Origin of the sequence: Faecalicatena contorta, assembly GCF_021531995.1 — a bacterium.
Taxonomy (GTDB): domain Bacteria; phylum Bacillota; class Clostridia; order Lachnospirales; family Lachnospiraceae; genus Dorea_A; species Dorea_A contorta_A.
The window spans coordinates 1-6,143 of the sequence record NZ_JAFBIZ010000144.1 but is presented as its reverse complement, the minus strand read 5'-3'; the positions used below and the strand labels follow the sequence as shown (position 1 = coordinate 6,143).

Annotated in this window: 5 protein-coding genes; 3 read left to right on the top strand and 2 right to left on the bottom strand. The window is 42.8% G+C overall.

The window, feature by feature from the left end:
• The first annotated feature begins 160 nt into the window (after positions 1–160).
• Positions 161–1,309 carry a PucR family transcriptional regulator gene (locus JQM82_RS13995; protein ID WP_235251014.1) on the top strand — a complete coding sequence of 383 codons (1,149 nt, stop codon included), beginning with the start codon at positions 161–163 and terminating at the stop codon, positions 1,307–1,309.
• Between the two features lie 86 nt (positions 1,310–1,395).
• Here the strand turns inward: JQM82_RS13995 and JQM82_RS13990 are convergent, their stop codons facing one another.
• Positions 1,396–2,730: a hypothetical protein gene (locus tag JQM82_RS13990; protein ID WP_235251013.1), complete on the bottom strand. Its 1,335-nt coding sequence runs from the start codon at positions 2,728–2,730 to the stop codon at positions 1,396–1,398.
• Between the two features lie 14 nt (positions 2,731–2,744).
• The gene (locus tag JQM82_RS13985) at positions 2,745–3,695 is read right to left on the bottom strand and encodes an AEC family transporter (RefSeq protein WP_235251012.1); all 951 of its coding nucleotides are present in this window, start codon (positions 3,693–3,695) and stop codon (positions 2,745–2,747) included.
• Between the two features lie 303 nt (positions 3,696–3,998).
• Here JQM82_RS13985 and JQM82_RS13980 point away from each other — a divergent pair, with 303 nt between their 5' ends.
• Positions 3,999–4,877 carry an aldo/keto reductase gene (locus JQM82_RS13980; RefSeq protein WP_235251011.1) on the top strand — a complete coding sequence of 293 codons (879 nt, stop codon included), beginning with the start codon at positions 3,999–4,001 and terminating at the stop codon, positions 4,875–4,877.
• 135 nt (positions 4,878–5,012) lie between these two features.
• Entirely contained in the window at positions 5,013–6,056 is a 1,044-nt protein-coding gene (locus tag JQM82_RS13975) for a LacI family DNA-binding transcriptional regulator (protein ID WP_235251010.1), read from the top strand.
• Positions 6,057–6,143 lie beyond the last annotated feature (87 nt).

Here is a 6,143-nt window from a genome sequence, read left to right as displayed (position 1 = left end):
GTTTTGTGTTCTGAAAACAATATAACACAATAGATGTAGGTTGTGTATAGTCCTAAAATACATAATTTAGTGGAAATATTGTGCTTGAAGCACATTTGTGATAGTATGTTGGATAAGATATAAGATGTCAGGGCGATTGTAGAAAGATGGAGGTGAGAACATGGCAGTTGAATTGGAAAATCTGTATGCAGATCTGGATGAAAAATATGAAGTGACATTGCGTACCAGTTCCTGTTTTCAAAAGATGATCGGTTGGATACATATGGTGGAGGATACGGATTTTGCTCCGTTTTTGCATGGAGATGAGCTGGTATTTAATTCCGGACTGAATTACGTCTCGGAGGAATGGCTGAAGAATTTTATAAAAGTGTTGAATCAAAAACATTCCGGAGGACTCATCATTGCACTGCGGGACGGACTGGATATATCTCAGGATATTATTACATATTGCAACGAGATTGAATTTCCACTTTTTTCTGCCACATGGAAGACACCGTACATTGATATTATGCGAAGCTTTTCCGTTATTCTTCTCAGAAATGAGCAAAAACAGACCAATCTTAGTACGGCGTTGAAGAATGCGATTTTCTTTTCGGATAATGAAAAATTATATGTTGGTCTTTTGGAAGGAAACGGATTTTTTCGTGACCTGAATTACAATATTATTATCTTAAGCTGTAATGTATATAATACAGAACGAGGCAATGAAAAACTGGCTCAGATCCAACGGGGGATTCATCACATATTAAAAAAACAGGTCGTATATGAGGAAAACAATCGTCTGGTCATACTTACTACCGGATATTCAGAAAAGGAATTACTGGAAATATTTCAGAAGATCTGTGAAAAAGATGACAACATCTACGTGGGAATAGGGACAACCGTCAGGGATATCCGGGAAATCTATAAATCTTACGAACGTGCATATACAGCGTATCAGCTGACAAAGGCTCCGATCAAAAAGAATATACTGGCATATGAGGAGCTTGGAATCTATAAGATTCTGTCCGATGTAAAGGAACCGGAGATCTACCCGAGGTTTGTCGATGAGGTACTGGGAAATCTGATAGAATATGATGAAAAGAATGGAACAGATTATGTAAAGCTTCTGGAGATATTTTTTATGAAGGAATGTAACATTGTGGAGACGGCAAAGGCAACATTCTGCCATAAAAATACGATGGCATATAAGATAAATAAGATCAAGGATATAATGGGCCTTGATATCACAAAAAACAAGAACAGAGCCAAGATCATGGTGGCTTACTATATCATCCGTGCAAGAATCGGACTCCCGGATGCAAAATAGAAATCGTAATCCTGAAAACTTGTTCTGCGGTCGCCTTCCGGTATCGGAAAAGGCGACCGCATTTTAAAAACTAAGTTTTCAAGTATTTACACTGGCTGTGGAACCATGAGTGAACAGCCAAAATTCCACCACCATGAGAAAGATTCGTCTAATTCGACAGCAGTATACAGGGGATCCCCGTTTTCCAGCATTCCGGTTCTGTTGAATCCGGAATGATTCATGGATCTGGCGAATAATCCGGCACGTGCACCGCTCCTGCTGCATCCAAACCGGGAAGCAACGGAGATGACTTCCGGATTCGCGTACATGTGGTCGCAGTATCCGGTGGAATCACTTCCGACGACATCTGGGCAAGGGATGAAACCATATCCCGGAACAACCTGAAGTGTTGCGTAATAATTACCCTGAGGAAGTGTGCAGCCGGTATCCACGTAACTCTCGCCGGTGAGGTCAAACCTGTAATCCGGAGAAACCTTCAGACGTCCATATACAAGAAGGGTATAAGGATCTCTCTGCCAGAGCATGTTTGTTCCAAGTACGGTAGAGTGGAATATATTCGAATAGGTCTTTTCGTCTGCTCCACCATAAAACTGTGAGCTCAGGACCGGCTCGGGAATGGTTCCCCAGTGTCCGGAATGATCGGAATCTGCTGTGTAGCTTTTTGACATTCCGGTGCCGTAGGACGCCTGAGTGTCTGTGCTTTTCGAGAGCATAACAGCAATGTCTGTCAGTACATTGGCAAGAGCGCCCCCAAAGAACAGGCTTCCGGCAGAAGCACGAAGAACGGCCAGATATTGTGCCTGTGTATCCATATCAACGCCATCCCGGTTCTGGGTGTGATGGCCGGTGATGGTACCGGCACTGTACTGTCCGGCAATGCTGCGAAGACGGCCGCGGGCATCCTTATATCCATAGAACATGGGGATCAACATATAATCACGGATAGTGCCGCGAACGTTGAAACCAATTGGCTCAAAATCATCGGAAATCTTCTGGTCGCAGAAGTAGACATAACGGTCATGCCCGATGCAGTAAGTGCAGGTATAAATAAGCTTTGCTACAGCCATGGCATTTCCTTCGTACTCCAGATTGGCTACATCCGATGGCTCGTTGGAACCGGCTTTTTTTGTATAATCCGTTGGATCAAGATAATAGTCAATGTGACCATCCCAGTCACACATCACAGGAGTATTGGCTTTCAGCCATGGCCAGTCCCTCCAGGATCCATAATCGACACAGTGCCTGGTAAGGTCTACCTTCAGAGGGGTGTAGTCTGCATTTTTTCCAAGATACTCCACGCGGGAAGCGGGATTCAGATCAGAAGCCTCATGAATCACCATTCCATATACAGGAGTGTCGGTGAGAAGGCTCTGTTCCACTACTTTTTGCACACTTTTGTGCATAACTTCAGGTTCTTTCATTGATAAATCCTCCTTTATAGTAATTGTAAGCCTGTTAGTATGATCAGACCGATGAAGATGGTGATGATTGCGAATACGGTGGAAAATATAATGATGCTTCCGGCCAGCCTGGAATCACTGTTCATCTGTTCGGCAAAGCTGTAGCAGGATACGGTAGCCGGTGCGGCGAACTGGGCAAACAGGCAGGCGAGGGACATACTGCGAAAGCCCAGTAATACTGCACCTGTAACGAATATGGCCGGAACAATGACCAGCCGGGAGAAGACTCCGATCATGATCAACGACTTTTCGTCGGCAACATTTTTAAAATCAAGCTGTACACCGATTGCAAGTAAAGAAAGAGGAATTGCCATAGCACCGATGTCCTGAAGGGGATCCAGAACGGGTTCCGGGAACGGAAGTCCACTGCAGTTATACAGGACTCCGGTGATCACTGCGATGATAAACGGATTCTTTATTACTTTGAGAAGGGTCTGTCTGATACTTAAGTCGTGGTTTTGTTCCTGATCCAGGTGATTCAGTATTACAATGGAGAGTGTCGTGACGGTGGGGGATATAAATGCTGTCAGCATTGCCGCAAGGGCTATCCCCTCCGGGCCAAACAGTTGTCCGGTGATATAAACAGCGAATAACAGAATGTCGGAGCGGAAAGTTGTCGTAGTCAGAGCACCCTGTTTTTTCTTATCTGTCAGTTTCCCGAATATGAGATATCCGGTGGCTGCCATAATAAGGATACTTCCGACAGAATACAGCACCAGCTTCAGGTTGAATAATGTCCTCAGATCAGCAGTAACCGTGCTGGTAAACAGCAAAAGCGGAAAGCCGAGAATGTAATTCACGTGATTGGCTTCTTCTACAAAACGATCTCCCAGGAGGTTTCGTATTTTCAATACGTAACCGATTACGATAGTGATTAAAATAGGAAGTACGGTTGAAATACAGTCAGATATTGTAAACATCTGCATGGGTAAAACACCTCAATTCTCATTGGTTGCAGAACTTTTTCCTGCTTTTTTATATTTTCGCATCTTCATGTTTAAAAGTCAACGAAAAAATAGTATGTTTACCGGTTAACGAAACTGATAAACGGAAAAATGGAAAAAATAAACAAAAATTGAGATTAAAAAATATAAAAAACTAACAAAAAAGATAAAATTAATTGATTTTCGTTGAACATAAAGATTAAGTCTGCTATTATAGGGACATGGAGAAACCGGTTAACAAAGAAACACGTTAACAAATAAGAACATGGAGAAAAGGAGCAGGACATGATGAATCGCGTGAAATTATACAATGGAACGTCAATTCCGGAAATTGGTTATGGCACATGGAAAGCACCACGTGCGGAGATCACGATCAACGCTATTAAAGATGCTATGTTGTGTGGATGTAATCATATTGACAGTGCAACAAGATATGGGAACCAGGTATATGTCGGACAGGGGATTGCAGCGGGACTTGAAGCAACGGGCTGGAAGAGAGAAGATATCTTTGTAACTTCCAAGTTATGGAATACCGTTCGCGGATATGACGAGACCCTGGAGGCTTTCAACCAGTCTATTACAGATCTTGGACTTGATTATGTTGACCTTTACCTGATTCACTGGCCGGTGCCGAGTACTTTCCGCGATGATTATATTGCAAAGAATGCCGAGACATGGAGAGCGATGGAAACACTTTACAACGAAGGGAAATGCAAAGCGATCGGTATCTCGAACTTTAAGGTTCACCACATTGATGAACTGATGCAGACAGCAAAGATAAAACCGATGGTAAATCAGCTGGAATTCCATCCGGGCTGCGGAGTTGCTTTAAAAGAAGATATTGAGTACTGTGAAAAGCTTGAAATTGTTGTAACTGGTTACAGCCCTCTGGCGAACGGAAGAATTTTTGAATTCCCACAGGTAAAAGCGATTGCAGATAAGCTGGGAGTATCCGTATCACAGCTTTGCATGAAATACGCACAGCAGAAAAACGTGATTCCGATCTTCAAGAGTGTGCATAAGGACAGAATCCTTGAGAATATCAATCTGAACTTTACGATCAGTGATGAAGATATGGCACTGATCGATGCACTGGAAGAGCCGGGACTGCTGAATGACAGCGATCACACCACATTTGGCGAGGATACACCGCCGGTATTTTGAGCAATTTATAAAGTAACAGATGACATCTTAGTGTAATGACAAGGCGCGCGGGAACTGGAAAAATGTTGAAAATGCCGGAATGGAATGTTAGAATTGTCATAGAAGTTTTTGAAGTTATCCAAGGAGCAGATGACAATGAAGAAAAAAGTGACAATCCAGGATATCGCAGACGCGGTTGGATATTCTAAGACGACCGTTTCCAGATATATTAATGGGCAGACGAATATGATGAGTGCCGAGACGGCGAATCGAATTAAGAATGTGATTGAATTGCTGGACTATCATCCCAGCGAACTGGCGAGAAGCCTGAAGACGAAAAAGACCTATACGGTCGGGGTAATTGTATCAGATATCGCTTCTCCGTTTTCATCCGCAGTGGTTGCAGGAACGGGAGAGATTCTTGAGAAGAATGGTTATGTGCCGCTCTTTATTAACTGCCATGAGGATCCGGCAAAGGAAAAGATTGCGATCTCAACACTCGTAAGCAAGGGTGTGGATGGTCTGATTGTTAATACGACTTCCCCGGATAATGATTTCCTGTATGGATATCAGAATCAGGGAATTCCGATTGTGTTATGTGACAGAAAATTGCGTAACTATAATATGGATATTGTGGGGGAAGATAACGAAGAGATTATCTCCGTGCTTGTGCATCATCTGAAGGAACAGGGATATACAAGAATTGCACTGATGACCCAGGAAAATCTGCAGAGTAGTGCGAAAAATATTCGAAAAAGCAGTTTCCTGCAGATTATGGATGAAGAATTTGGATATGATGCATATGCAGATATATACCTTACAAAGGAGGAGACGGTAAGCAGCGTCAGTGAATGCGTGAAAGCATTTATGAAGACTGTGAAAAAAGGAGAGGTTCCGGCCGTGATTGGCGCAAATTCAGTTATGACTATGCTGGCATTTCGGGCGATTAAGAATCTTGGATATATCATGCCGGATGATATCGGTCTGTGTGGAACGAATTCCTGGTCCTGGAACGAAAGTACGATATGGATGGATATGCTCAGGCCGACGGTCAGCTGTGTGATGATCCGTGGATATGAGATCGGACAGAAGTGTGCGGAGAGGATTCTGGAGAAGATTGAAGAACCTTCCGGAGAAGTGAAGACAGTCTGGGTAAACACAGATTTCGTGCAAAGGGAGTCTACACTAAGGAAAAAATAGCAATTATAAAGATAAAAAATAAAAACATAATTTTTTTTAAAGAAATCGAAATCGGTTACACTTTGATAGACAATTAAAATGATTTTT